Raw genomic sequence first — 25,368 nt, forward strand, 5'->3', positions numbered from 1 at the left:
GGGATCATCATGGAAATTGGTGCCCCTGGCCGGGGTCGAACCAGCACTCCTTGCGGAACTCGATTTTGAGTCGAGCGCGTCTACCAATTTCACCACAGGGGCACGCGCACGCTGCCTAACAAAGCCGTCCCTGGATCGCAACGGGATTGAGCACGGACCTAAGCACGTAAATCGGCAATCTTTGCCGTTTCGAGCCGGGCTGCGCGACAGCAGAACCTGAAACGTCGCAACGCCCTTAACCGGGCTGCCGCCGGCATTCTTCGCAGCGGTGAAGAACCGCTTCCCAACGACCGCCCCACAGGCGACCGTCTCCACACCCTTTTCGACGCCTTCGCCGGCTGCGCGACAATCGTCGATAGTTCCGTCGGTCGATACCGTCACCCGGAACAGCGCGTTGAGTCCAGGCAGTTTGGATTGGCTGGCGATCTTCAACAGTTCCGCGTTCGCGATCCATTCGTCCCGATCCCTGATCGCGACCGGCGTCGTTCCGCCCGGCGCAAACTGGGTGGCATCGGCGCCCCAATCGATCAACTGGGCGGCAATGCATCCACGCAGAGCCTTGATTGCGCCGGAGGTCCCGGCAACCGGTACGGAGCCGCCGGCACCGGATGCGGTCGCTAGCGTCACCTGCGTCGCACCGTCGAGCGAGTCGAGCAGTTCGGGCCCGACACCGCCCATCACGACGACCTTCGTCTTGTCCGGCAAACTCACCACCCTCACCAACCCCTGCAAGGATTTCATGGACGGATCGACCTTCAACGTCGCCCGGACAAGCGAGGCCGGCCCGTCGACATTCTCCCCCGCGATGGCCACGCGATAAGTATCGCTGCCCGGCGCGGTCTCGATGGAAAGCGTGCCCGGCGGCGCGACATTCCGCCGTTCCAGCACACACCGCGCCGGATCGTCCTGCAGCACCCAGCGTGAGACCGGTGGGGGCGGACCCTCTCCGGCCGCCCCAAGCAGCAACAGCGCACCGATAAGCGACAAGATCTGCATTCGGAAAAATCCTCACCCGACTAGCATGAAGCGCCGTGAGCTTTTGCCCGCGAGACCCAGAGCAAGCGCCAGCCGCCCGGTAATCGCCTCAATTCACCGGCGTCCTGCGTCGATAACTCAGCGCCTCCGCGATATGCACCCGGCTGATCCCCTCATGCCCGCCCAGGTCGGCGATCGTCCGCGCCACGCGCAGCACGCGGTGATAGCCGCGCGCCGACAGCCGCATCGCCTCCGCCGCCTTCGCCAGCAGATGCCGGCCCGCCTCGTCCGGCGTCGCCACGCGGTCGAGCAGCGCGCCGTCCGCCTCCGCATTGGTCCTGACACCTTCGCCCGCATAGCGCGCGGTCTGCACGTCGCGCGCCGCCGCCACCCGCGCCGCGACCTGAACCGACCCCTCGGCCGGCGGGGGCAGCACGAGGTCCGCCGCCGTCACCGCGCCGACCTCCACATGCAGATCGATCCGATCAAGCAGAGGGCCCGACAGCTTAGACTGATAGTCAGCGGCACAACGCGGCGCCCGCGCACACGCCAGCGCCGGGTCCCCCAGATGCCCGCACCGGCACGGGTTCATCGCCGCGACCAGCTGCACCCGCGCCGGGAACGTCACATGCGCATTGGCCCGCGCGACAGACACTTTGCCCGTCTCCAGCGGCTGGCGCAGCGAATCGAGCACCGCCCGCTGAAACTCGGGCAGCTCGTCCAGGAACAGGACGCCGAGATGCGCCAGCGACACCTCGCCCGGCCGCACCTTCAGCCCGCCACCGACCAGCGCCGCCATCGACGCGCTATGATGCGGCGCACGGTACGGCCGCCGGCGGATCAGCCGCCCGTCCTGCAACAGCCCGGCGACCGATGCGACCATTGACACCTCCAGCGCCTCCGACGGCGTCAGGTCCGGCAAAATGCCCGGCAAACATGCCGCCATCAGTGACTTTCCTGCCCCCGGCGGCCCCGCCATGATCATGTTGTGACCGCCCGCCGCCGCGATCTCCAGCGCACGCTTGGCGGTCTCCTGCCCCTTCACCTGGCGCAGGTCGGGGCCGTCATGGCCGCTCTCCACCGCACCCGGCAGCGGCGCGGGCAACGGCGCGGTGCCCTTGAAATGGTTCAACAGCGCGAGCAGCCCCGGCGCGCCGACCACCTCGATCGACCCGGCCCACGCCGCCTCCGGCCCTTGGCTAGCCGGACAGACCAGCCCAAGCCCACGCTCCGATGCATGCAGCGCGGCCAGCAACACGCCCGGCGTCCCCGACACGCGCCCGTCCAGCCCAAGCTCGCCGACGACCACATAGGACGCCAGCGTCTCCGCATCGATCACCCCCATCGCACCGAGCAGGCCCAGTGCGATCGGCAGATCGTAATGCGATCCCTCCTTGGGCAGGTCGGCGGGCGACAGGTTCACCGTGATCCGCTTGGGCGGCAACGCCAGCCCGATCGCCGTCAGCGCGGCGCGAACCCGCTCGCGGCTTTCCGCCACGGCCTTGTCGGCGAGTCCCACAACGGCAAAGGCGGGCAGGCCCGGTGCCAGCTGCACCTGCACCTCGACCGCGCGCGCCTCCAGCCCGAGATACGCCACCGTCGAAACATGCGCGACCATGCACTTCTCCCCCGCCCCGGGCTATCGGGGTGCCGCGCGGGGAAGTCGAGCGGTTTCCCGCAGTCTTAGCCTACGAGCGTCGCGATCACGGACTTCAGACCGCTGCCGATCTGGGCGAGCTGCGGCACCGCCTCGCCGACGCGGCCCAGCGCGGTCCCGCCGGTCGCATCCGCCTGCATGATCCCGGCGCCCGCGATCAACAGGAACGCGACGACGCGCAACCCGGCATCCACCCATGCTAATCCGGTGTCGCGCATGCCTGCTGGCTCCCTGGTCTCGGATGGCGTGTTGGTCTGTGTGGTCATGCGCATCCTATCGCACGCGATTATGTCTCGTTCGTTGCTGGACTTCACCGAAGGATGACGTAGCGGAAATGATCCGCCCCGGCCGACCACGACGGCGACATCCTTGACTCCGTAGCGGCCTTTGCCTAATCGCACCGCCATTCCGGTCGCACGCCCGTCGTGCGGCCTTTTGCCGTTAAAGCCCCAAGGAATGACCGATGAAGCGCACTTTCCAGCCGTCGAACCTCGTTCGTGCCCGCCGTCACGGCTTCCGCACGCGGTCGGCGACGCCGGGCGGCCGCAAGATCCTGGCAGCGCGTCGCGCCCGCGGTCGCAAGGTCCTGTCGGCCTAAACACGGACAAGGCGGGGCGGCCGGTGGTCGCCACGCTCACCCGCCGCGCGGATTTCGTCGCGGCCAATGGTGGGATCCGGGCCCCGATGCCCGGCTTCATCCTTCAGCTCCGCCCGCGCGGTGACGCCGATCCGGCGATTCGCGTGGGCTACACCGTCACCAAGAAAGTCGGCAACGCCGTCGTCCGCAACCGCATGAAACGGCGGCTGCGGGCCTTGGCGCGTGCCGCCTTGCCCGAATCGGGTGTGGCGGGCGCGGACCATGTCCTGATTGGCCGCGGCGGCGGGATCGAACGATCGTTCGCCGACATGACGCGCGATCTGGAGAAGGCGCTTTACAAGGTCACGCGAGCAGCCCAGAAGTGATCGCCCGCGGGCTGATCCTGGTCGCCCGCCTGTGGCAGATCGGCCCGTCCCGCCTCATTCCGCCCACCTGTCGCTACTCGCCCAGCTGTTCGTCCTATGCGATCGAGGCATTGTCGCGCTATGGGGCGGCAAAGGGTGGCTGGCTGGCTGCCCGTCGATTGCTGCGCTGCCACCCCTGGGGTGGGTGCGGTGCCGATCCCGTTCCATGAGATTTTGGGGTGATTTCCGTTGAATAGCGATAATCGCAACCTGATCCTCGCGATCGTGCTGTCCGCACTCGTGCTGTTCGGCTGGAGCGCGATCTCCAACCGCTTCCTGCCGACCGCCGCACCGCCCTCGACGCAGATCGTCGACGGCAAGCAGGTGGCCCTGCCCAAGCCCGAGGCCGCCCCCGACACGCCCGTCGCCATCCGCGACCGCGCCGTGGTGCTGGGCGAGGCTCCTCGCGTCCAAATCAAGACGCCGAAGCTCAGCGGCTCGATCAACCTGCGCGGCGGCCGGATCGACGACCTGACGCTCACTGCCTACGGCGAAACCATCGCGAAGAACGCGCCCCCTGTCCGCCTGCTGTCGCCCGCCGGCACCGCCGACGCCTATTTCGCCGGCTTCGGCTGGACGGGCGAGGGTGCCGCCATTCCGAGCGCCGACACCGTCTGGACCGCAGACCGCGCGCTGCTCGCGCCGAACAGCCCGGTCACGCTCAGCTGGGCGAACGGCCAGGGCCAGATATACCGGCTGCGCTTCGCGGTCGATCCCAACTACATGTTCACCGTGACGCAGACCGTCGCCAACGCCGGTGCCGGCCCCGTCGCGGTTCGGCCCTATGCGCTGGTCAGCCGCAACGGCGTGTCGAAGGACCCGGACGGCTGGACGATGCACACCGGCCCGATCTCGACGCTCAACGGCAGCACCAACTATGGTCCGAACTTCTCGGAACTCGACAAGGCCGGCGCCACCGGGGTCAACTACCAGTCGACCGGCGGCTGGCTCGGCTTCGGCGACAAATACTGGCTGACCGCGCTCGCGCCCGACCAGCGCGCCCCGATCGATGCCGCCTTCCGCGCCGGTGAGGGCCAGCGTTACCAGGCGCAGCTCACCAACCGCTCGCGCGTCGTGCCGGTCGGTCAGCAGACCAGCGCCGTCCAGCATTTCTTCGCGGGCGCCAAGGAAGTCAGCACGCTCGACGGCTACGAATCGTCGCTGGGCATCCCGCATTTCGGCCGCGCGATCGACTGGGGCTACTTCGAGGTCCTGGAAAAGCCGGTCTTCTACGTGCTCCACTGGCTGTTCGAGGCGCTCGGCAATTTCGGCGTCGCGATCATCCTGCTGACCGTGCTGGTCAAGATTCTGATGTTCCCGATCGCGCAGAAGCAGTTCAAGTCGATGGCCGGCATGCGCGTCATCCAGCCGAAGATGAAGATCCTTCAGGAACGCTACAAGGACGACAAGGCCAAGCTCCAGTCCGAGATGCTCGAGCTGTACAAGACCGAGAAGGTCAGCCCGTTGTCCGGCTGCCTGCCGATCCTGATCCAGATCCCGATCGGCTACGCGCTCTACAAGGTGCTGATGCTGACGATCGAGATGCGGCACCAGCCGTTCGCGCTCTGGATCAAGGATCTTGCCGCGCCCGATCCGCTGACCCCGGTCAACCTGTTCGGCCTGCTCGATTTCACGCCGCCGCACCTGATCGCGATCGGCATCGTTCCGATCCTGCTCGGCATCACGCAGTATTTCCAGTTCAAGCTCAACCCGGCCCCCGCCGATCCGACGCAGGCGCAGATCTTCGCGATCATGCCCTGGGTGTTCATGTTCATCATGGCGCCCTACGCGGTCGGCCTGCTGCTCTACTGGATCACGCAGAACCTGATCACGATCGCGCAGCAGACTTGGTTCTACAGCCGCTACCCCGGCATGAAGGCCGCGATGGCGACCCCCGCACCGACCCCGACCCCGGCGACCCCGATCAAGCAGGCCCGGACGCCGAAGAAGTAATCAACCCCGTCATCCCGGCAACACCGGGATGACGGCACTGGCAGTTTCCTCTCGTCCGTTCGGTTCGAGCCTGTCGAGAACCCGCCACAGACCCGCCAGGACGCGCCATGACCGACGAAATGACCGAAGAAGAATTCAACCCCGCCGAACATTTGATCGAACCCGCGCGCAAGCTGTTCGCCGGACCGATCGGCTTTCTCAAGTCCGCCCCCGGCCTGGAACATCTGCCCAGCCCCGACGTGCCGGAGGTGACATTCGCCGGCCGCTCCAACGTCGGCAAGTCGTCGCTGCTGAACGCGCTCGCCGGCCGCAACGCGCTCGCCCGCACGTCCAACACGCCGGGCCGGACGCAGGAACTGAACTTCTTCGACGTCGGCGACCCGCTCGTCTTCCGGCTGGTCGACATGCCCGGCTACGGCTTTGCCAAGGCGCCCAAGGACATGGTCCGAAAGTGGCGCTTCCTCGTGAACGACTATCTGCGCGGCCGCGTCGTGCTGAAACGGGCGCTTGTGCTGATCGACAGCCGCCACGGCACCAAGGATGTCGACCGCGAGATCATGACGATGCTCGACAAGGCCGCCGTCTCCTACCGCCTCGTCCTGACCAAGGCTGACAAGATCAAGGCGAGCGACCTCGCCACCGTCACCACCGCCACGATCGCGGAGGCGCGCAAGCATGTCGCCGCGCACCCCGACATTCTGGTGACCTCCAGCGAAACCGGCCTCGGCATCCCCGAATTGCGCGCCGCGGTCCTCGAAGCGATCGGCTGAAGCACCTCCCGTCGGCGGACCTTGCCCTGCGCGGCGTCGCGGGGCAGAAGCCGCCCGAACCCGGGGGGACCTTACGCCATGCTCGACATCATCATCGGCAACCGCGCCTACAGCAGCTGGTCGATGCGCGGCTGGCTCGCCGTGCGGCTCTCCGGCCTGCCCTTCACCGAAACGCTCCTTCCGATGTGGTCGCCCGAATGGGACACGGCGCGCGCCACCGGCCCGCTCGCGCTGTCCGGCAAGGTCCCGACACTCGTCGACGGCGACGTGACGCTGTGGGACAGCCTGGCGATCGTCGAGCATCTCGCCGAACAGACCGCGCGCGACCTTTTCTGGCCGACCGACCCCGCCGCCCGCGCGCTCGCCCGCTCGATCGCCGCCGAAATGCACAGCGGCTACCCGGACCTGCGCCGCGATTGCGGCATGAACGTCCGCCGCACCTACGCCCCCGCCCCGCTCACCCCCGCGACGCAGGCCGACGTCGACCGCATCGTCGCCCTCTGGACGCTCGCCCGCACCCGCTTCGGCGGCAGCGGCGACTATCTGTTCGGCGACTATGGCGCCGCCGACCTGATGTTCGCCCCCGTCGCCACGCGCTTCCGCACCTACGCTATCCCGCTCCCCGACATCGCCGCGCGCTATGTCGACGCGATCCTGGCGCACCCCCACGTCGCCGAATGGATCGCCGCCGCGCACGAAGAGCCCTGGGTCCTCGATCGCTACGAACGCTGAGCCTGACACACACCTAGAACGTTCCCCGGCGCAGGCCGGGGCCTAGACGCAACCGCTCCACAAGCGTGCGCCACCAGGAACCCAAGATGCTCGACCCCGTCACCCTCACCGCAGACCTGATCGCCTGCCCCAGCGTCACCCCGCGCGACGCTGGCGCGCTCGACGTCCTCAGCACCGCGCTCGAATCGATCGGCTTCGCGGTCGAAAGCTTCTGGTCCGGCGAGGCCCCCGACGGCCCGATCCGCAACCTCTTCGCCACGCGCGGCACAGGCGCGCCACACTTTGCCTTCGCCGGCCACACCGACGTCGTACCCGCGACGCCTGAAGCCTTCATCCCCACGATCCGCGGAGCGCTGCTCCACGGCCGCGGCGCGGTCGACATGAAGGGCGCGATCGCCGCCTTCGCCGCCGCCGCCGCGCGCGTGCCGGACCACCGCGGCACGATCAGCCTGATCATCACCGGCGACGAGGAAGGCCCCGCCACCCACGGCACCGTCGCGCTGATCGACTGGATGGCGGCCCGCGGGATCCGCCCCGACCTCTGCCTCGTCGGCGAACCTACTTCGGAACGGCAACTCGGCGACACCATCAAGATCGGCCGCCGCGGCTCGGTCAACATGTGGATCGACGTCGCGGGTACGCAGGGCCACGTCGCCTACCCGCACCTCGCTGACAACCCGATCCCGCGCCTGACCGCGATCCTGACTGCGGTCCAGGCGCTCGCGCTCGACGACGGTACCGACTGGTTCCAGCCGTCCAACCTGGAGGTCACCGACATCACCGTCGGCAACCCCGCCGCCAACGTCATCCCGGCGCACGCCGCCGCACGCCTCAACATCCGCTTCAACGACCTCCACCGCGGCGACGCGCTCGTCGCCCGCGTCAGGGACATCGTCATCGCGCATGGCGGCACGCTGACCGCAAAGGTCTCGGGCGAGGCATTCCTCACCGAACCCGGCCCGCTCGTCGACCGCGTCGCCGCCGCGATCCGCACGGCCGCCGGTATCGATCCGGTCCTGTCGACCGGCGGCGGCACGTCCGACGCGCGCTTTCTGTCGCGGCTCTGCCCGGTGGTCGAGTTCGGCCTGCTCAACGCCACGATGCACAAACAGGACGAAGCCGTCGCCACCGCCGACCTCCACGCCCTGACCGACATCTACGCCGAAATCCTGCGGACGACGCTGCCCTGACCCTCCACCCCGCGGAACTGCGACCGGCGCCAGTTCCGCCCGTCCCACTGCCTTGCCCAGCCTATGAAGAGCATAAAGTCCGTCGCCGGGCCGCACTGCGGATCTCGCTACACATCGCCGACCGATACGACAGCATGGTGGGCCGTCCGGTTATGCCCACCCAATTTTTTGGGGGTAGCCACCACAAAGGACGGGCCATACCCCGGCCTCATGAACATGCCGGCAAAAGAAGGCCTCTCGGCGCTCACGGAGAAGGAGAAACAGACCCTTCGTCTCATCGTTCGTGGTCATGACGCAAAATCGACGGCGCGCAGCCTCGGGCTGTCGGTCCACACCATCAACGAACGGCTTCGTGATGCGCGGCGCAAGCTGGCGGTGTCGAGCAGTCGCGAGGCCGCACGCATCCTGCTTCAGGCCGACGGCATCGACGCGGCCGGACCGATCCCCGATTTATCGGGGGACGCGGAAATCGGGGAAGACACCGCCCATTCCCCAGCCGAGCAGGAGAGCACGCCGACAGACGGCGCGGGTCGGCGCTTTCGCCGGCCCTGGATCATCATCGGAGGCTTTCTCATGACGTTCGCACTCGGCCTGTTGCTACTTGCCGTCACCCCCCAGAGCGGGTCCACCCCGACATCGACGCAGCCTGCGTCGGCCGAGGCCCCCGATGCGCAGGCGGTGGAGACCGCGCGCCAATGGCTCGGCCTGCTCGATCAGGCCAATTGGACGGAGAGTTACCGCGCGACCGGTGCCGCCTTCCAGAAACTGAACACTGTCGAGGCCTGGGCGGCGGCCTCCGAGAAAGCGCGGCTGCCGTTGGGGAAGATGCTCACCCGCACCTTCCTCAGCCAGGAAAATCTGCCCGCGCCCCCCGCCGGCTATGAAGTGATGAAGTTTCGCACGCGCTTCGCCAACCAGGCCGAGGCGATCGAAACCGTCACGCTCGATCGCGAGGATGGGCGCTGGCGTGTCGTGGGCGTGACGATCGGATAGCACGGCTCGCAACTGGCCGGTTCGGAACCCCCGGACCGGCCGGCAGCCCGAACCGTCGCTACTCCCGCACCCGCCGCAGGATTACGTACAGCGCCCCCGCGCCACCATGCCGCGGGTGCGCGTTACGGACCGACGCGATGCGGGAGGCATGCGACGACCCCATCAGCCAGTCGCCGATGACCGCGCGGATCGCGCCGCGCCCCGGCCGGTCGAGCGCGCTGCCGCGGACCTTGGGTGGCTTGCCCGTCACCAGCAGCATCAGCCGCGCCCCGTCGGCCAGCGCACGCTGCAACCCCATCTCCAGCACGCCGTGCGCCTGGACCAGCGTGTAGCCGTGCAGATCGATCGTCACGTCCGGGCTCGCCATCCCACGCCGCAGCCGCCGGTCCCAGCCGCCGTCCAGCGTCTCGCCCGGCCCGGCTGGCCGAGCGACGGGCGGACGCACCGGAGCCGCCACGCGAACTTGCGGCGCCAGTCGCTTCGTAACCTTGCCAGAAGAAACCGGCGGCGGCGCGGCGACCGCTTCCAGCACATCCGCCTCCGGCAGCAACGGAACGGACGAATCGAGCGGGCGCACATCGGCAGTCACCCGCCGCCACAGCGCCTGTTCGTCAGGGCCGAGCCGCCGTCGCACCGCCCGCCCCGCCGTTCAGCCGCGCCGCGGTCCCGATCGGCAGCAGCAGCCACGCCTGCCCGCGCGCCGACATGCCGCCCGCCACGGTCCGCGCCTCCGCGCCCGACCCCCAATAGGTATCGAACCGGTTCGCGCCCTTGATCGCGCCGCCGGTATCCTGCGCCACCCACAGGCCACTCGCCTCACCGTGGTCCATCGACAGGAACAACGGCGCACCGAGCGGGGTAAACGCCGGGTCCGCCGCCACCGTCGTGCGCCCCATCACCGGATAGCCCATCGCGCCCAGCGGCCCCGCGCCGCCCAGTTCGCGGAAGAACACATAGCTCTTGTTCGCGTTCATGATCGCCGCGCCGCCGTCCGGCTCCTGCCGCAACCGCGCGATGATGCCCTGCATCGACGTCGACTGGCCCGGCGCGAACAGCCCGCGGTCCTTCATGTACTTGCCGATACCGGTATATTCGCGGCCGTTCTGCGTCGCATAGCCGACCCGCATGATCCCGCCGTCCGGCAGGCGCAACAGACCGGACCCCTGGACCTGCAGGAAGAACACCTCGATCGGATCCTTCCCCCACGCCACCACCGGCGCGCGGTCGCCGATTGCGCCGCTCTCGATCGCCGCGCGGTCGGGATACAGCCCGAGCGTCGTGCCCTTGACCTGCCCACGGATCTTGCGGCCCTTCAGGTCCGCCGCGAACTGCCCCAGGTCGACATCGACCAGGTCGCTCGGCCGGCCATAGATCGGCACGTCATAGCCCGACTGCCGGACGCGCGACCCGGCGATCTCCGGCTCATAATATCCGGTCGCGAACGCCTGCCCGCTGCCCACCACGACAGGCTCCAGATAGCGCGCGAAGAAATCGAGCGCGTTCGCCCGCCCCCATCCGGCCGCCGCGGTACAGGCCGGCACCCAGTCCGCCCCACGCGTCAGCCCGCTGCGATCGGTCCGCTTGACCAGCGAAGGACAACTCGTCCGGAACGCCGCCAGCGCCGCCTGCGCCTCGGCCTCGGTCGCACCCAGCGCGGCAAAGGCAGGACCGGCGCGCACGCCAGATGCAACCGCGCTATCGGCCTCGGGCGCAAGATAAGGCGGCATCGCCGGCGGCATGACGGCGCGCGGCACGATCCGCTTCGGACCGGGCGTCAGGCTCGTCGGCGTCGCCAGCGGCGCAGAGGATGACCGAACTGGTGCAGCCTCGGGGGCCACCGGCACGCTCTGCACACTGCCCGACTGCGGCGCGGCGCATCCCGCCAGCGCTAGAACTGCCGCCGCCGCGCCGACGCGAAGCTGCCGGATCACACCGCTTCGTCTGTTTCGATCAGGATCCAGTTGGGATCGTTCACGCGAACATTGCGTGCGAACGTCCACACGTCGTGTGTCGCGACCGCATCGCTCACCGATCCTGCAATCACCGTGCCCTCGGCGTCGCGCGTCACCGCCGCGATATCTGCATCGAACCGAACCACGATCTGCGCGGTCTGCCCGTCCATCCGCGCGGCGTCGATCGTCGCCCGCTCGATCGACACCAGCCGGTTCTCCAGCACATGCCCCGCCTCGCGACGATCGGCGATGGCTTCGACGAATGCGTCGCGCACATCGGCATCGACCAGCCGACCCAGCGCCTCTTCGTCACCGGCCCAATAGGCCTCCAGGATCATTCGATAGGCCGACCGCGCGCCGTCCAGGAACGACGCGGCGTCGAACTGCGGGTCCGCCGCGATCACGGCGCGCAGGCCGTTATGCGCCTGCGGTTCGATCATCGGCTCGGCCACCGCTTCCGGCTTTGCGTCCACGACGGTACGCGGCAACGACGCCGCGGCGGGTTTCGCTTCGACCGGCTTCACGATCGGCTGCTCATGCCCGGTCCGTTTGCCGAGCACGCTGTACAGCCGCAACCCGACGAAGAAGAAGACCAGTGCCAGAATGATGATCGTTTCCACCGAGCCTCCAAACGCTCTGTCGGATACGCCGACCGCATCCGGCACGGGATATAGGCGCACAACGCCGATCTTCCAAATCGGGCGCCTGTAATATCGGCCCCCCGGCCCGGCATCAGTCGCGGTGCGTGTCGATCCGTGCCTGCAACGCCGCCACCTGTTCCTTCAGCGCCGCGATCTCGTCCTTCACCACCGCCGGCACGACCGGATCGGCGCCGTTCGATGCGGCCGGTTCGGTCCCCAACGGCCCGCCCGGCACCAGCGGCGGCTTGAACGCACTCGCCGCCGCCTCGAACATCTCCAGGTTGCGCTTGGCGATCTCCGCGAACGGGCCGCCCGAAAACGCGCCCTCCATCGCGGACCGGAACTGCAACTGGTTGCGCTTGAACGCGTCCATCGACGCTTCCAGATATTGCGGCACCATCGACTGCATGTTGTCGCCGTACAGGCCGATCAACTGGCGCAGGAACCCGACCGGCAGCATCGTCTGCCCGCGGGTCTCCTCCTCCATGATGATCTGGGTCAGCACGTTGTGGGTGATGTCTTCCTCGGACTTGGCGTCGATGACCTTGAACTCGCGACCGGCCCGGGTCATCACCGCCAGATGTTCCAGCGTGATGTAGCTGGAAGAGTCGGTGTCATAGAGACGCCGGTTCGCGTATTTCTTGATAATGACGACGCCCGAACCACCCGAAGACTTGCCCATGCCCGTTTCCTTCGCCCCCGAAAACCCATCGGTAGCACCGAAAGATGCGGCGTCGCAACACAGGCCCCGCCCCCTGCCGTTGTTCCTCGAAATGGTGCGCCGCGAAACGGCGGATGCCCCCGATCGGCTGACCGCCGCACTCGCCGGCCTCCGCCGTTACCAGCAGGCACCGAGACCCACCGCGCGCCCCCCTGCCCCCATCATCGCCCGCGCCGGCCGCGCCGTGCTGCGCGACTATGGCGGCTCGTCCGGCGCCCCGACCGTCGTGTTCGTGCCCTCGCTCATCAATCCGCCCTCGGTGCTCGATCTCGCGCCCGACCGCTCGCTGCTCCGCTGGCTGGCAACGCAAGGCCTCCGCCCGATGCTCGTCGACTGGGGCATGCCCACTCCCGAGAACGCGGACCAGACCATCGCCGCCCATGTCGAACGGATGCTCCTCCCGCTCCTGGACGCGGCGCACGCGCTGGACAGGCGCAACACCCCGCCCGCACTCGTCGGCTACTGCCTCGGCGGCACGATGGCGATCGCCGCCGCCGCAGCGCGCCCGGTGTCGGCACTCGCGCTGCTCGCCGCCCCCTGGTCGTTCGCCGGCTTCCCCGATGACTCGCGCGCCGGCCTCGCCAGGCTCTGGACCGACGCTGCCCCCGCCACCCGCCGGCTCGGCCTGCTGCCGATGGAGCTGTTGCAGGCGGTGTTCTGGCAGCTCGATCCCGCCCGCACCGTCGCGCGGTTCGTCGATTTCGCGACCCGCCCAGACATCGCCGCGCATGTCGGGCTGGAGGACTGGGCGAACGACGGCCCGCCGCTCGCACTCGCCGCCGGGCGAGATTTGTTCGAGGCCCTGTTCCGCGACGACCTGCCCGGCCGCGGGCTCTGGACCCTCGCCGGCCGCCCCGTCGATCCGGCCAGCATCGCCTGCCCGATCCTCGACATCGTCTCGACCAGCGACCGGATCGTCCCCGCCGCCTCCGCGCTGTCGAACCGGCTGCCCCACGCCGCCCGGCTGACGCTCGATCTCGGCCATGTCGGCATGGTCGTCGGTCGCCAGGGTCCCGAACGGCTCTGGCAACCGCTGCGCGACTGGCTTTTACACCCGGCCGCCGGCTGATAGACGGGCGTGGAATAATCTGAACGGAGAGATGCATGTCCGATATCGTGATCACCGCCGCGCGCCGCACCGCGGTCGGCAGCTTCCTCGGCGCCTTCGCCGCGGTCCCCGCGCACGAACTCGGCCGCACCGCGATCGTCGCCGCGCTCGAATCCGCCGGCGTCGCGCCCGATGAAGTGTCCGAAGTCATCCTCGGTCAGGTCCTGACCGCTGCCCAAGGCCAGAACCCCGCGCGCCAGGCCTCGATGGCCGCCGGCTGCCCGAAGGAAGTCCCCGCCTGGGGCGTCAATCAGGTCTGCGGCTCGGGCCTCCGCGCCATCGCGCTCGCGGCGCAGGCGATCGCCTGCGGTGACAGCCGCATCGTCGTCGCGGGTGGGCAGGAAAGCATGTCGCTCGCCAACCATGCGCAGGCCCTGCGTGCCGGCACGAAGATGGGCGCGGTCGAACTGGTCGACACCATGATCAAGGACGGCCTGACCGACGCGTTCAACCACTACCACATGGGCATCACCGCCGAGAATCTTGCCGAGCAGTATCAGCTCGGGCGCGAGGAGCAGGACCGCTTCGCCGTCCGCTCGCAGAACCTGGCCGAGGCCGCCCGCAGCGCCGGCCGCTTCGCCGACGAGATCGCGCCCGTCACGATCAAGGGCCGCAAGGGCGACACCGTCGTCGACCAAGACGAGTATATCCGCGCCGGTGCCACGATCGAGGGCATCGCCGGCCTCCGCCCCGCCTTCCGCAAGGACGGCACCGTCACCGCCGCCAACGCATCCGGCCTGAACGACGGTGCCGCGGCCCTCGTCCTGATGTCGCGCGAGGAGGCGGAACGCCGCGGCGCGCCGATCCTCGCCCGCCTCGCCAGTTGGGCGTCGGCCGGCGTCGATCCGTCGATCATGGGCATCGGCCCGGTCCCGGCCACGCGCCGCGCCCTCGAAAAGGCCGGCTGGCAGATCGCCGACCTCGACCTGATCGAAGCGAACGAGGCGTTCGCCGCACAGGCACTCGCCGTCGGCCGCGAACTCGGCTGGGATCCGGAACGCGTCAACGTCAACGGCGGCGCGATCGCGCTCGGCCACCCGATCGGCGCATCCGGCGCACGCGTCCTCACCACGCTGCTCCACGAAATGGGCCGCCGCGACGCGAAGAAGGGCCTCGCCACGCTCTGCATCGGCGGCGGCATGGGCATCGCGGTTTGCGTGGAGCGCTGATAATTACACGAATGTAACAGCATGCGACCATTTGTGTCGTCCTACTGACTCTTCTGTTGCAAGTTGGAGACACCGGGCCACAATCCGGTCTTTCCGCCGCTGAACGCTCGATTAACAGTTTGTCCGCTGGCGTCGTTCGGACATGATGGCCCCATTCGATGCATGTATGCGTCATGAACAGGGGAAATCATGGTTAAGATTCGACTGCTGGCGGCAAGCGCCCTAGCCGGTTCTATGTTGATCTCGTCGGCTGCCGCATATGCGCAGGACGTTGCAGCACCGACTACAGCCCCGACTCCGGAACCAAACGAGCAGGTCGCTGAAGAAACAACCCCGGCCAGCGATTCGATTATCGTTACGGGAAGCCGTATTCGGCGCCCTAACCTCGAATCGAACGCGCCGATTACGACCGTGTCGGGTACCGAGTTCTTCGAAACCGGTAAGGTTTCGATCGGCGACGTCTTGAACGAGCTTCCACAGCTCCGCAACTCGTTCAGCCAACAGAATTCGACCGTCAACCTCGGCACCCGCGGTATCAACCTGCTCGATCTGCGCGGCCTCGGTACGCAGCGGACTCTGGTGCTGGTGAACGGTCGTCGTCACGTCGGTGGCGACGTGCTCGTCAATGCCGTTTCGCCGGACACGAATACTTTCCCAACCGACCTGATCGAACGCGTCGATCTGATCACCGGCGGCGGTTCGTCGATCTACGGGTCGGACGCGATCGCGGGTGTGGTCAACTTCGTCCTGAAGCAGGACTATGAGGGCTTCCAGATCCGTGGCCAGGGCGGCCTCGCCAGCCGCGGCGACGCGGGCAGCCAATATGTCTCGGCGCTCGCTGGCAAGAACTTCGCGGACGGCCGCGGCAACATCGCGGTCAATCTGGAATATGCACGTCAGGACCGGTATTTCGGTTCCGGCGGTCGCGGCCTGCGCCAGAGCAACGCATTCGTCGTGGTCGACACCGATCCCGCCGGTTCGGTCAACGGGTCGGACGGCAACCCGGATCGCGTCTTCCTGCGTGACATCCGCTCCACCACGATCTCGACCGGCGGCCAGGTTGGCATCTTCCAGTCGGCGGCCTCCGCTGCATGCGGTCGCGACGTCCTCGGTGCTGCGTTCACCTGCACCTCGCTGTTCCAGCCGGACGGCACGCTTCAGGCACAGACCGGTACGCGCGTCGGCCTCGGTCCGAACGGCAGCTTCCTCGGCGGGAACGGCTATATCGGCCGCGAAGGCGAACTGCTGACGCTCACGCCGCAGCTCGACCGCTACTCCGCGAACGTGATCGGCCATTTCGAGGTCTCACCCGCTTTCGTTCCCTTCATTGAAGCGAAGTATGTCCGCTCGGAAGCCTTCGGGTCGCAGAGCGGTCCGTTCTTCTCGCAGGGCGCAACCGTGGGCGATCCGGGCGGGCGTGAGCGCATCCGCCTCGACAACCCCTACCTGACCGACCAGGCTCGCGCCGTGTTGGTGCCGCAGCTGCTCGCCACAACCGTCAACGCCAACACTGGTGCCGCGCTCACGCCGGCACAGCTCGCGGCGCAGCGTACGGCGATCGCCAACGGCTCGTTCCGCTTCGGCGTCCGCCGCAACTGGCTCGACCTTGGCATTCGCGACGAGAAGATCCGCCGCGAAACCTACCGTGCCGTCGTCGGCGTCCGCGGTGATTTCAACGATGACTGGAACTACGAAATCTCCGCCAACTACGGCGAGCATCGTGAAAAGAACCTGATCCAGTCCAACGTGAACGTACAGCGCTACGTGCTGGCGGTCGACTCGGTCCGCAACGCGGCCGGCAACATCGTCTGCCGGTCGCAGCTGAACCCTGCCGCAACCGTGCCGTACATCGAAGGCGCAGCGATCCTGGCCGCCGACATCGCGGCCTGCGTTCCGCTCAACCCGTTCGGCGACGGTTCCGTCACCCAGGCCGCGAAGAACTATCTGCTCGTCAACTCGAGCGCCAACGGTAAGATCAAGCAGTTCGTCGCCAACGGCTTCGTCGCCGGCAACCTCGGCAAGCTGTTCACCCTGCCCGGCGGTCCGGTCGGTTTCTCGATCGGCGGCGAATATCGTCGCGAGCGTGTCGAGTATGACCTCGATGACCTGACGCAGGCCGGTTACGCGTTCTACAACGCCATCCCGACCTTCACCGCACCGGCGTTCGAAGTGAAGGAAGCGTTCGGCGAGATCTCGATCCCGCTCCTCAAGGACGTGCCGTTCTTCCAGGAACTGACGCTGACCGGATCGGGTCGCATCTCGGACTACAAGGGCTCCACCGGCACCACCTACTCGTACAGCGGCGAAGTGTCCTGGCGTCCGATCGAGGATATCCGGTTCCGGGCATCCTATAACCGCGCCGTCCGCGCACCGAACCTGTCCGACCTCTATTCGGCGCAGAGCCAGAACTTTGCGCCTGCACCGAACGATCCCTGCTCGGCGCGCAACATCGGCACGGGTTCCACCACGCGTGCGGCCAATTGCGCGGCGGCCGGGGTCCCGGCCAACTACGACTTCGTCTACACATCGTCGATCGAGCTCGTTTCCGGCGGCAACACCGCGCTGACCGAGGAGAAGTCCGACAACTACACCGTCGGCGGCGTCCTCACCCCGCGCTTCATTCCGGGCCTGTCCATCTCCGTCGACTATTTCGACATCACGGTGGACGACGTGATCACCGCGCCGTCGGCGCAGCAGATCATGAACGCCTGCTACGACGCTGCGGACATCAACAACCAGTTCTGCGGCCTGTTCACCCGTAACGGCACCGGGGCCGGCCCGCAGGACGAGGTCCCCTACCAGATCCTGCAGGGTTCGCTTCAGCAGACGGTCCTCAACTACGCGAAGCTCAAGGCACGCGGCATCGACTCGGAGATTTCGTATCGTCGTAATCTCGGCTTCGGCACCGCCAGCTTCCGCGCCGTCTGGACGCATACGCTGCAGCGCGATCAGTTCCTGAATCCGGCCGATCCGGGCCGGGCGGACCAGATCCTTGGTCAGTTGAACGATCCGAAGAACCGGATCAACGTCAACACCAGCCTGAAGGTCGGCACGTTCACGCTCGGCTATCAGGGTCGCTGGATCGGTCGTCAGGTGCTCAACACCTACGAGGATCTGAATTCCCTGCAGGGCCGCCCGCCGGAGAACGAGGATTATGCCGACGTCCGCTCCTACGGCAACGTGTTCTACCACGACATTCGCTTCGACGCGGAAGTCAGCGACCGGTTCAACGTCTATCTCGGTATCGACAACATCACCGATCGTCTGCCGCCGTTCGGCCTGACCGGTGTCGGTGCCGGTTCCGGCATCTACGACGTCCGCGGGCGTTACCTCTACACAGGCTTCGTCGCGAAGTTCTGATCGCGACGATACCCTAAACGGAAGGGCCGGGGTTGATCCCCCGGCCCTTTTCGTTTCAGTTTCGGCAATGGACACATCTCCTCTCGACCGCGTCGATGCCCTGCTGACCAGCGGGCAACCGGACGCCGCCGTGGACATCGTTCGGCAGGCCGCCGCTGCTGGCGATGCGGCCGCGCATTTTCGGCTGGCGACCTGGCATCTGATCGGCGACCCGCTGCCGCGCAACCTACAGGCAGCTCGCCGTTACCTGACTTCAGCGGTGGCGATCGGCCATGTCGACGCCGCCCTGATGGAGGTTGCGCTGACGGCCAATGGCGGCGGTGCGCCTGCCGATTGGCCGGCCGCCCTCGCGCTGCTGGAACGGGCTGCGGCAGGCGATCCGCTCGCCGCTGACCATCTGCGGCTGGTTCAGGCAATGAAGCTTGACCCGTCTGGCTTGCCGCTCGCGTCGCCGTCCGCAGAAGTTCTCTACGAAAAACCGGACGTCCGGCGGTTTCCCAGTTTCCTGTCCGCTGCGGAATGCCGTCACATCGCTCTGGCGGCGCAGGACCTGCTCGCACCGGCGCTGGTTGCCGACCCGCGCACCGGTCGCACCATTCCTAACCCTATCCGTGTGGCGGACGAAGCGGTGATCGGCCCCACCCGGGAAGACCTCGTCATTCGCGCGATCAATCGTCGGATCGCAACCGCCAGCGGCACGGACGTCGCCCAAGGCGAAGCGCTGACGATATTGCGCTACGGCAAAGGCCAGCAATTCAAGCCGCACCTCGATACGCTCCCGGCCGTCTTGAACCAACGCGGCTGGACAATGCTGATCTATCTCAACGATCAATACCATGGCGGCGAAACGCTGTTCCCGCGCCTCGACCTGAAAGTGAAGGGAAGGCCGGGCGATGCGCTGCTGTTCCGTAACCTGACAGACGACGGGAGCCCGGATCCCGCCACCATCCACGCCGGGCTACCGATCGAAGCTGGCGTCAAATGGCTCTGTACCCGCTGGATCCGGCAGGAACCATTCGACCCATGGGCCGGGGTCCCTGCCTGACCCTCAACCCCAAAGCGTCTCGCGATAGCGCGCGAAGCAACGCGCGCCGCACCGCAGGCGCATCAATGCACCTTCCGCCATCGCCGTCGCACGACGCGGGTCTTCGCTGACCAGCGGACGCACCGCCTCGCGGTTCCAGTCCGCGCTGTGCTTGATGTCGAGCACCGCATGCAGGTCGAAATACCGCCGCTCGCGGTCGTTCAATCCGATCCGGCGCAGACCCTTGGCGGTCAAACCCGACCGCGCCGGTGCGGTCAGTTCGATCACCCCCAGCGCGCCGACGCTGTGCCAGGCGTAACGCCGCGTCGTCGCCATAGCGGTCATCGCGTTGGCCAGCGCTAGGCTTTCCCAGATCGTCGTCTCGATCACCGGGTTGACCGCCAGCGTCTCGACCAGCGCATCCAGCATTGGGCCATGCATGCCCTTCAGGTTGCCGCGGCCCATCTCGTCCCAGTAGTTCCGCGCCAGTTCCAGCTTTGCCCGCGCGGGCAGCTTCACCTGCGTATAGGCAACGAGATCGTCGAACCCGGCCTCACCCGCCGCTTCCTGCTCGAAAAACCAGCGCAGTTCATCGCGCGTCGCCGTCTCGGCCAGCCAGTCGAACAGCGGATCATGTTGCCCCGGACCGGTCGCCTCGAGACCCTCGAACCACGCGATGAAGCCCTCGACGTCGGTCGGCACCGCCGCCGCTTCCGCCGCAACCTCGGCGCGCAGTTCCTCGATAAACCCGCCTTCGAGGCGCAACATGCGCGTGTCGCGGTCGAGCGTCTCCTGCCAGTCGGCAGACGGCATTGCAGGCTCGAGTCGCTCTCGGTTCCAGTGCGCGAGCCCACGCTGGAAACTATCGGTCAGGAATTGGGACGCACGCGCACCGCCGTCCACCAGTGGTCTGGAGGCCATCTTCATCATCCAATCGGTCGAATATGGACGATGAGCGGTTGAACGGCGCGCATGTTCCGTCGATTCACTTGGATCAACGCGAAACCGGTCGCCGTTGTTACCGGATCGGGCCGTCCGCCCTGCCCTGCACGAACTGGTCCACATAGGGGTTGCCGGAATCGTACAACCGATCCTGTGGCCCCTCCCAGATGATCCGCCCGTCGTACAGCATCGCCACGCGGTGCGCGATCTTGCGCGCGGACGCCATGTCGTGCGTGATGGTCAGCGCCGTTACGCCCAGATCCTCAACCAGGCTGACGATCAGGTCGTTGATCACGTCGGCGCGGATCGGGTCGAGCCCCGTCGTCGGTTCGTCGAAGAAGATGATCTCCGGCCGCGGCGCGATCGCGCGGGCCAGCGCGACGCGCTTCTGCATGCCGCCCGACAACTCGTTCGGCCGCAGGTTCAGGATCTTCCCGTCCAGCCCGACGCGTTCGAGATTCTCCTCGGCCACCTTCTTCATGTGCGCCGTGTCGCGCGACCGGCCCTGCGTCAGCCCGAACGTCACGTTGCGCCACACCGGTAGTGAATCGAACAGCGCCGATCCCTGGAACAGCATGCCGAACTTGGCGCGCACCCGCTCCTGATCCTTGCCGCGCAGGCCGATCACGGACTCACCGTCGACCAGGATCGATCCGGCATCGGGCTGGATCAGCCCCAGGATGCACTTCAGCGTCACCGATTTGCCGCTGCCCGACTGGCCGATGATCGCCAGCGACTCGCCCGCCTCGATCGACAGGTCGACACCGTTCAGGATGGCGCGCTCACCGAACCGCTTGGTCACGCGGTCCAGGACGATCTTCGGGCCGGCGCTCATCCGAATGCCATCACGGTGATGATCAGGTTGGACGACAGGATCAGGATGAACGCGGACACAACCGCATCGGTCGTCGCGCGCCCCACGCCGGCCGCCCCGCCCTCGGTCCGGAACCCATGGTAACAACCCATCAATGCAATGAAGAAACCGAACACCGCCGCCTTGGCCAGCGCCATCTGGAAATCGTCCGCGCTGATGAACTTGCGCGTCATCGTGAGGTAGTTCGCCGCGTTGAACCCCAGCTTGTGGACCGCCAGCAGATAGCCGCCCATGATCCCGATCGCGTTGGCGACCAGCACCAGCAGCGGCATCGTGATCACTGCTGCGAACAACCGCGGGGCAAGCAGATAGCGGTACGGATCGGTCCGCAGCGTCGTCATCGCGTCCATCTGCTCGGTCACGCGCATCGTGCCGAGTTCGGCCGCCATCGACGAGGACACGCGGCCCGCAACCATCAGGCCGACCAGCACGGGACCCAGTTCGCGCACCATGCCGATCACCACGACGGCCGGCACGGTCGACTGCGCGCTGAACCGCGAACCGGCGGTATAGATCTGCTGCGCCAGCGCGGCGCCGGTGAAGATCGCGGTCAGCCCGACCACCGGCAGCGAGAACCAGCCGAGGTGCAGCATCTGCTCCAGCAGCCGGCCGGGATAATATGGCGGGGTCAGCCCGCGGACGATCGTTTCGAACCCGAACCGCGCCACGCGGCCGACACCCGCGAACAACGCCATCACCAGCCGTCCGACCGAAGCGAAGAAGGCGATCCCCGCCACACCGATTGCCCGCACGCTCATTCCCGCCGCTGATAGCGGCGGGAGGTGCGGATGGGCAAGCGCTTTGAACGGCCGCGCCGGAGCGGGTCGTCAGCCGTCCGCGATCGGTTCCGGTGCCCGTGGACGGTCGCGCGCCCGCGTCGCCGCCGCCGACGGCCGGCTTTGCACCGCACGCGCAACGGCCTGCGCCGGCACCTCGATCAACCGCCAGAACAGCCATGCCACCGCCAGGCATGCGAGGCTCGCGATCATCAGATGCACCGCCTCGACCGCCGCCCCGCCCGGCATCGCCCTGCGCAACAGGAAGAACGCGGCCCCCGACACGGGATTGTGCGTCAGGTACAGGCTGTACGACACCGCACCGAGCCGTTGCAGCGCGGACAGCGCAAGCCACGTCCCGCCCGCCCCCGTCGTCACCGCGAGCAACAGCAACGCCGTCACCGCGCTGAACCGCGCATGGGCCGATCCGCCGATCAGCAGCACGACGACCAGAACCGCCAGCGCCGCGCGCGCCCAGCCCCGCGTGCGCGCCTGACAGCTCAGCACACCCACGAAGAACGACGCCCAGAACGTCGTGAACAGCGCCGGGTGCAGGCGCGGCGCGAACGCCTCGACCCCCCAAACGAGCGCCACCCCCAACATCACCCCATAACCGATCCCCGTCGCGGCCCCCGCCCCCAGCCGCTGCGCCAGCGCCTGGATGCCCAGCATCGCCAGCACGAGCACCAGATAGAACTGCACCTCGTAGGTCAGCGTCCAGTAGACCCCGCCCAGGTGCGGCACGCCCGCGAACAGCTGCGTGTAGGTCAGGTGGGTGACCAGCTGCCACCACGACACCGGATCGGGCTCCCCCCCGGTCGCCAGCGCGGCGACGACCCCGAGCGCCAACAGCAGGGCGATCGACGCCCAGTAGGGCGGATCGAGCCGGATCGACCGGCGCAACACGAACGTGCCGACGAACCGCAGGTCGATCCGCTTGCCCTCCAGCGAATGCGCGATGACGAAACCGCTCAACGCGAAAAACACCGGTACCCCGGCCCAGCCATAACCGATCGCGACCCGCACGAACGCCGGTAACTGCCCGCCAAGCGCACTCAGATGCCCGCCCGCAAACATGTGGTGCAGCACCACCATCACCGCGGCGAGACCACGGATCGCCTGCACCGCCGGGAAATGAGTGGCGGGCGCCTCACGCTCGGCGGTCGTGCCGCCCTGTCGCAATCCAGGCATGGTCATCACGGCGCGACCCTCCCGGCGTCCGCGCCGGTCTGCATCGCGCGGTGGTCCGTGCCCATCCCGATTTGGCAGTGGCCCCGATCACGCCCGCAACATCCGGACCGATCGTTATCCGAGCTTCGCCCGCGCCTTGTCCCAATCGCGCCCGTCGAACGGCACCGTCGTCACGGACAGTCCATGGTCCTCGTCCAGGCAGCGCAGGTTCACGCTGATCGCGTCCGGATGCGACCGCGGGCGGTAGAAGCTCTTGATCCCGCATTGCGTGCAGAAGATGTGCCGCGCCTTGCCCGATCCGAACCGGTACGTCGTCGTATCGCGCTGCCCGTCGACCAGCCGGAACTTGCTCTCCGGCACGATCAGGTGGAGATACCCGGTCATCGCGCAGATCGAGCAGTTGCAGTCGAGCACCTCGACCGCGTCCGGCACCGACGCCTCGAACCGCACCAGCCCGCAATGGCACCCACCCTCGACCAACATCCGCATGTCCCCAACTTCAAGCACCACCGCAACGCGCGGCTCAGTCCCCGCCCCCGTCCGAACCACCCGATCCGTCATCGGACCCGTCGCCGGACCACCAGTCCCAACCGCCGCCGTCGCCATCGACGTCGCGCCTGCGCCGCCGCTTCGACCGCGATTGTAGGAACCACGCCAGCGCCAGGATTGCCAGAACTGCCAGGACCGCGCTCATGTCGCCCGGCATTACAGGAAGCAAGGCATAAGGGGGAGCCGCCAATCGACATGCGTCACAGGGATCACCCTGCCGGGACGCCCCCCGCTCGGCGCCAGGTCAGCGGTTCGCGCTCTGCACCGCGTTGTTGTAACTCTCCAGCATCTGCCGCGCGTCGGCGGGCCGGCCGTTCTGCTTGAAGGACCGATAGCTGCCCAGCATCGACGAGAGGGAGTCCAGTTCGGCCGGGTCCTTTTCGCCCGCCTTGGCCGCCTCGGCATGTGCGGCGGCGATCGCTTTCTGGATGATCGCGACTTCCGCATCGGCACGCGGGAACAGCGACGCGTCACGCCCCTCCGATCCCTTGAACAACGTCATCAGCGCCCTGCCGTGGGACATCGCGAGCCGGCTGTTATACTCAAGCAACGCCCCCTTGGCCTTCAGCGTCTCGAGCATCGCCGCCTCACGCTTGTCCATGTTGCGATCGATCAGGTCGCTGAACCGCGTCAGATCCGCGTCCGCCGCTTCGATCTCGGCGAGCATCTGCGGGTCTTCCTTGCGCCCGCGGGCCAGCTTGTCGTCCAGATACGCCTTGCTGGTGTAATAGGATTCGAGTTCCGCCAAGTGCGCCCGCACCCTGGTCATCGACTTGATCAGCGCATCGGCGGCCGCGTTGAGATCGGCGGGTGCGCCGGACATCGCGCGGGCCTCCGTCAGCTGCTCGATGCCCCGCTCGATCGAACCGTCACCGACGATGAACTGGTTGTCGGTGGATGCATGCGCGACATCGGCCTCGCGGTAATAATTGGCCCGCTCGTAGAAGCCGAACGGCCCGACCAGCCGGTTATGCGCCCCGATATAGGCGTCGAGCTGGTCCGCATCGCCGGCGACGCTGGACGTGGCGCTACCCTGCCCGTTACCGCGGGTCGGGGCGATCCCGTCACATCCGCCGACACAGAGGCTCGCTGCGCAGATCAGGAAGGCGGCGATTTTCGAAGACGTCATGGATGCTCCTGATTGTGTTTCTGCAGGTCTTGATCCCCGACCGGATCGGGATTGTCGCCGGCGCGCGCCACCGGGAACAGGTTCAGCGCCGCATAGTGCAGCAGCATGATCGTCTTGCCGTCGCGGATCCCGCCGGACGCGATCATCGCCAGCGCCTCGTCGATGCCCAGTTCGAGCACCGCGATATCTTCGCCCTCGGCCGCGTTCCCGCCACCCGCGGAGATCCGGTCGTCGGGCCGATACGCGGCGACGAAGAAGTGCAGCCGCTCGGTGACCGACCCCGGGCTCATGAACGCATCGAAGATCGTGCGCACGTCGTGCAGCCGGAAACCGGTCTCCTCCTCCGTCTCCGCCCGAATGCGCGTCTCGGGGTCCGCCCGGTCGAGCAACCCTGCAGGCGCCTCGATCAGCAGGTCGTCATGCCCGTTGACGAAGGTCGGATAGCGGAACTGGCGGGTCAGGATGACCGTGCGGCGGTCCGGATCGTACAGCAGGATGGTCGCACCGTTTCCCCGGTCGTAGGTTTCACGCGATTGCCGTTGCCAGCTCCCGTCGCTGCGCTGGAACGAAAAGGTCGTCTTCTTCAGGACGTACCAGTCGTTGGAAAGGACCGTGACGTCCTCTACGCGGATGCGGTGGGCGATACCCATGGTCGAACCT

27 protein-coding genes and 1 tRNA gene are annotated in these 25,368 nt (G+C 67.5%); 13 read left to right on the forward strand and 15 right to left on the reverse strand.

Features of this window, described 5'->3' with window-relative positions:
• Positions 1-17: 17 nt before the first annotated feature.
• A tRNA-Leu gene (locus tag ACFSGX_RS11800) sits at positions 18-102 on the reverse strand.
• 166 nt (positions 103-268) lie between these two features.
• On the opposite strand from ACFSGX_RS11800, the gene ACFSGX_RS11805 reads away from it, so the two are divergent.
• Positions 269-820 (forward strand): hypothetical protein, encoded by a 552-nt coding sequence (locus ACFSGX_RS11805; RefSeq protein WP_380930142.1) that lies wholly within the window; start codon positions 269-271, stop codon positions 818-820.
• A gap of 264 nt (positions 821-1,084) precedes the next feature.
• Here ACFSGX_RS11805 and ACFSGX_RS11810 read toward each other — a convergent pair whose 3' ends face one another.
• Positions 1,085-2,593 (reverse strand): YifB family Mg chelatase-like AAA ATPase, encoded by a 1,509-nt coding sequence (locus ACFSGX_RS11810; protein ID WP_380930143.1) that lies wholly within the window; start codon positions 2,591-2,593, stop codon positions 1,085-1,087.
• A gap of 65 nt (positions 2,594-2,658) precedes the next feature.
• Positions 2,659-2,850 (reverse strand): hypothetical protein, encoded by a 192-nt coding sequence (locus ACFSGX_RS11815; protein WP_380930145.1) that lies wholly within the window; start codon positions 2,848-2,850, stop codon positions 2,659-2,661.
• A gap of 245 nt (positions 2,851-3,095) precedes the next feature.
• Between ACFSGX_RS11815 and rpmH the strand changes: the two genes are divergently transcribed.
• From rpmH to ACFSGX_RS11855, 8 genes are all read left to right on the forward strand, one after another.
• A complete protein-coding gene (gene rpmH, locus ACFSGX_RS11820; RefSeq protein WP_076071284.1) occupies positions 3,096-3,230 on the forward strand; it encodes a 50S ribosomal protein L34 in 135 nt (44 codons plus the stop codon).
• Positions 3,231-3,253: 23 nt separating this feature from the next.
• Entirely contained in the window at positions 3,254-3,595 is a 342-nt protein-coding gene (gene rnpA, locus ACFSGX_RS11825; RefSeq protein WP_380930147.1) for a ribonuclease P protein component, read from the forward strand.
• On the forward strand, positions 3,592-3,804 hold the full coding sequence (gene yidD / locus ACFSGX_RS11830; protein WP_157176432.1) for a membrane protein insertion efficiency factor YidD: 213 nt from the start codon (positions 3,592-3,594) through the stop codon (positions 3,802-3,804). The genes rnpA and yidD overlap by 4 nt, the downstream gene beginning before the upstream one ends.
• 19 nt (positions 3,805-3,823) lie before the next feature.
• Positions 3,824-5,587 (forward strand): membrane protein insertase YidC, encoded by a 1,764-nt coding sequence (gene yidC, locus ACFSGX_RS11835; protein WP_380930149.1) that lies wholly within the window; start codon positions 3,824-3,826, stop codon positions 5,585-5,587.
• 107 nt (positions 5,588-5,694) lie between these two features.
• Positions 5,695-6,357: a ribosome biogenesis GTP-binding protein YihA/YsxC gene (yihA, locus tag ACFSGX_RS11840; RefSeq protein ID WP_380930151.1), complete on the forward strand. Its 663-nt coding sequence runs from the start codon at positions 5,695-5,697 to the stop codon at positions 6,355-6,357.
• A 78-nt stretch (positions 6,358-6,435) separates the two neighbouring features.
• The gene (locus tag ACFSGX_RS11845) at positions 6,436-7,089 is read left to right on the forward strand and encodes a glutathione S-transferase (RefSeq protein ID WP_380930152.1); all 654 of its coding nucleotides are present in this window, start codon (positions 6,436-6,438) and stop codon (positions 7,087-7,089) included.
• Positions 7,090-7,175: 86 nt separating this feature from the next.
• Positions 7,176-8,279, forward strand: coding sequence for a succinyl-diaminopimelate desuccinylase (gene dapE / locus ACFSGX_RS11850; RefSeq protein WP_380930153.1), 1,104 nt, complete (start codon positions 7,176-7,178; stop codon positions 8,277-8,279).
• Between the two features lie 210 nt (positions 8,280-8,489).
• Positions 8,490-9,272, forward strand: coding sequence for a DUF4019 domain-containing protein (locus ACFSGX_RS11855; protein ID WP_380930155.1), 783 nt, complete (start codon positions 8,490-8,492; stop codon positions 9,270-9,272).
• Between the two features lie 58 nt (positions 9,273-9,330).
• Here the strand turns inward: ACFSGX_RS11855 and ACFSGX_RS11860 are convergent, their stop codons facing one another.
• From ACFSGX_RS11860 to phaR, 4 genes are all read right to left on the reverse strand, one after another.
• Positions 9,331-9,906: a Smr/MutS family protein gene (locus ACFSGX_RS11860; RefSeq protein ID WP_380930157.1), complete on the reverse strand. Its 576-nt coding sequence runs from the start codon at positions 9,904-9,906 to the stop codon at positions 9,331-9,333.
• Positions 9,884-11,203: a murein transglycosylase A gene (gene mltA, locus ACFSGX_RS11865; protein WP_380930159.1), complete on the reverse strand. Its 1,320-nt coding sequence runs from the start codon at positions 11,201-11,203 to the stop codon at positions 9,884-9,886. The genes ACFSGX_RS11860 and mltA overlap by 23 nt, the downstream gene beginning before the upstream one ends.
• On the reverse strand, positions 11,200-11,844 hold the full coding sequence (locus ACFSGX_RS11870) for a Tim44/TimA family putative adaptor protein (protein ID WP_380930160.1): 645 nt from the start codon (positions 11,842-11,844) through the stop codon (positions 11,200-11,202). The genes mltA and ACFSGX_RS11870 overlap by 4 nt, the downstream gene beginning before the upstream one ends.
• A gap of 112 nt (positions 11,845-11,956) precedes the next feature.
• Entirely contained in the window at positions 11,957-12,547 is a 591-nt protein-coding gene (gene phaR / locus ACFSGX_RS11875; RefSeq protein ID WP_380930162.1) for a polyhydroxyalkanoate synthesis repressor PhaR, read from the reverse strand.
• A gap of 91 nt (positions 12,548-12,638) precedes the next feature.
• Between phaR and ACFSGX_RS11880 the strand changes: the two genes are divergently transcribed.
• The 4 genes from ACFSGX_RS11880 to ACFSGX_RS11895 all read left to right on the forward strand — a co-directional run bounded on the left by ACFSGX_RS11880 (position 12,639) and on the right by ACFSGX_RS11895 (position 19,268).
• Positions 12,639-13,655, forward strand: a complete 1,017-nt coding sequence (locus ACFSGX_RS11880; protein WP_380930164.1) for an alpha/beta hydrolase — start codon at positions 12,639-12,641, stop codon at positions 13,653-13,655.
• A gap of 35 nt (positions 13,656-13,690) precedes the next feature.
• Positions 13,691-14,863 carry an acetyl-CoA C-acetyltransferase gene (locus ACFSGX_RS11885; protein WP_380930165.1) on the forward strand — a complete coding sequence of 391 codons (1,173 nt, stop codon included), beginning with the start codon at positions 13,691-13,693 and terminating at the stop codon, positions 14,861-14,863.
• 234 nt (positions 14,864-15,097) lie between these two features.
• A complete protein-coding gene (locus ACFSGX_RS11890) occupies positions 15,098-18,223 on the forward strand; it encodes a TonB-dependent receptor domain-containing protein (RefSeq protein ID WP_380930771.1) in 3,126 nt (1,041 codons plus the stop codon).
• Positions 18,224-18,290: 67 nt separating this feature from the next.
• The gene (locus tag ACFSGX_RS11895) at positions 18,291-19,268 is read left to right on the forward strand and encodes a 2OG-Fe(II) oxygenase (RefSeq protein WP_380930167.1); all 978 of its coding nucleotides are present in this window, start codon (positions 18,291-18,293) and stop codon (positions 19,266-19,268) included.
• A gap of 3 nt (positions 19,269-19,271) precedes the next feature.
• Here the strand turns inward: ACFSGX_RS11895 and ACFSGX_RS11900 are convergent, their stop codons facing one another.
• The 8 genes from ACFSGX_RS11900 to ACFSGX_RS11935 all read right to left on the reverse strand — a co-directional run bounded on the left by ACFSGX_RS11900 (position 19,272) and on the right by ACFSGX_RS11935 (position 25,358).
• Entirely contained in the window at positions 19,272-20,168 is an 897-nt protein-coding gene (locus tag ACFSGX_RS11900) for an iron-containing redox enzyme family protein (RefSeq protein WP_380930169.1), read from the reverse strand.
• 97 nt (positions 20,169-20,265) lie between these two features.
• Positions 20,266-21,024: an ABC transporter ATP-binding protein gene (locus ACFSGX_RS11905; protein ID WP_157176419.1), complete on the reverse strand. Its 759-nt coding sequence runs from the start codon at positions 21,022-21,024 to the stop codon at positions 20,266-20,268.
• On the reverse strand, positions 21,021-21,821 hold the full coding sequence (locus ACFSGX_RS11910) for an MlaE family ABC transporter permease (protein ID WP_380930170.1): 801 nt from the start codon (positions 21,819-21,821) through the stop codon (positions 21,021-21,023). The genes ACFSGX_RS11905 and ACFSGX_RS11910 overlap by 4 nt, the downstream gene beginning before the upstream one ends.
• A 69-nt stretch (positions 21,822-21,890) precedes the next feature.
• The gene (locus ACFSGX_RS11915; RefSeq protein WP_380930171.1) at positions 21,891-23,036 is read right to left on the reverse strand and encodes an acyltransferase family protein; all 1,146 of its coding nucleotides are present in this window, start codon (positions 23,034-23,036) and stop codon (positions 21,891-21,893) included.
• 108 nt (positions 23,037-23,144) lie between these two features.
• Positions 23,145-23,519, reverse strand: coding sequence for a GFA family protein (locus ACFSGX_RS11920; protein ID WP_380930172.1), 375 nt, complete (start codon positions 23,517-23,519; stop codon positions 23,145-23,147).
• A 34-nt stretch (positions 23,520-23,553) separates the two neighbouring features.
• A complete protein-coding gene (locus ACFSGX_RS11925) occupies positions 23,554-23,724 on the reverse strand; it encodes a hypothetical protein (RefSeq protein ID WP_380930173.1) in 171 nt (56 codons plus the stop codon).
• A gap of 99 nt (positions 23,725-23,823) precedes the next feature.
• The gene (locus tag ACFSGX_RS11930; protein ID WP_380930174.1) at positions 23,824-24,708 is read right to left on the reverse strand and encodes a DUF3829 domain-containing protein; all 885 of its coding nucleotides are present in this window, start codon (positions 24,706-24,708) and stop codon (positions 23,824-23,826) included.
• Entirely contained in the window at positions 24,705-25,358 is a 654-nt protein-coding gene (locus tag ACFSGX_RS11935; protein ID WP_380930175.1) for an NUDIX domain-containing protein, read from the reverse strand. Before ACFSGX_RS11935 ends, ACFSGX_RS11930 begins: the two co-directional genes overlap by 4 nt.
• Between the last annotated feature and the right edge of the window lie 10 nt (positions 25,359-25,368).

This window comes from Sphingomonas arantia (assembly GCF_042682045.1).
Classification (GTDB): domain Bacteria; phylum Pseudomonadota; class Alphaproteobacteria; order Sphingomonadales; family Sphingomonadaceae; genus Sphingomonas_R; species Sphingomonas_R arantia.